Annotated in this window: 1 protein-coding gene; it reads left to right on the forward strand. The window is 68.8% G+C overall.

All coding sequences use genetic code 11. The features are described from left to right. Nucleotides 1-35: 35 nt before the first annotated feature. A partial coding sequence (locus ACZ60W_RS37275; RefSeq protein WP_469759841.1) for an amino acid adenylation domain-containing protein occupies nucleotides 36-1,159 on the forward strand: 1,124 nt, incomplete at its 3' end.

Here is a 1,159-nt window from a genome sequence, read left to right on the forward strand (position 1 = left end):
TGGGTGTGGGTCTTGCGGGTGGGGCGTTCCTGCCGGTGGACCTGGACTTCCCGGCGGACCGCATCGCGTACATCCTCTCCGACGCCCAGCCCGCGGTCATCCTCTCCACCCGCGACACCGCGGACCGTCTTCCCTCCGAGACGACTGTCCCGCTGGTGCTTCTCGAATCCGTCGAGCCCGCGGCCGAACTGGCGGTGGAGTGTGCGGTGTCGGCGGAGGACGCGGCGTATGTGCTGTACACGTCGGGTTCCACGGGTCGTCCGAAGGGTGTGGTGGTGCCGCACGGCGCGCTGCGGAACTTCCTGTGGTCGATGGGTTCGCAGGTGGGTCTGTCGGCGGGGGAGAAGTGGCTGGCGGTGACGACCTTCGGCTTCGACATCTCCCTTCTCGAGGTCTTCCTGCCGTTGGTCTCCGGCGCCGTCGTCGTCATCGCGGACCGTGACGTCGTCCGCGACCCGGCGCAGCTGGGACAGCTGGTGCGTTCCGAGGACGTGTCGGTGATGCAGGCGACGCCGAGCCTGTGGCGTGCCCTGATGGAGACGGACCCGGTGGCCGCGCGGGATCTGCGGATCCTGGTCGGTGGCGAGGCCGTGGATGCGGCCCTGGCGGGTGTGCTGGCGCAGGCCGGTGCGTCGGTGTGGAACATGTACGGTCCGACGGAGACGACGATCTGGTCGACGAGTGCTCTGTTGACGGGTGATGGTCGGACGCCGATCGGCGCGCCGATCGCCAACACGCAGGTCTATGTTCTCGACGGCCGGCTCCGTCTGGTTCCGCCGGGTGTTTCCGGTGAGCTGTACATCGCGGGTGAGGGTGTGGCCCGTGGCTATCTGGGTCGTCCGGGTCTGACTTCGGAGCGGTTCGTCACCGATCCGTTCGGTGAGCCGGGTGGCCGGATGTACCGGACGGGTGACCTGGTCCGGTGGACGGATGCGGGTGTGCTGGAGTTCGTCGGTCGTGTCGACGACCAGGTGAAGGTGCGCGGCTACCGGATCGAGCTGGGTGAGGTCGAGTCGGCGCTGTCGAGGGTGGACGCTGTCGCCCGTGCTGTCGCGATGGTCCGTGAGGACGCTCCGAACGACCGTCGTCTCGTCGGGTATGTGGTTCCCGCCGAGGGATCGGTGCTGGAGGCGGAGTCGGTCCGTCGCGCGGTGGCGGG

Source organism: Streptomyces sp. NPDC104202, from assembly GCF_055584185.1.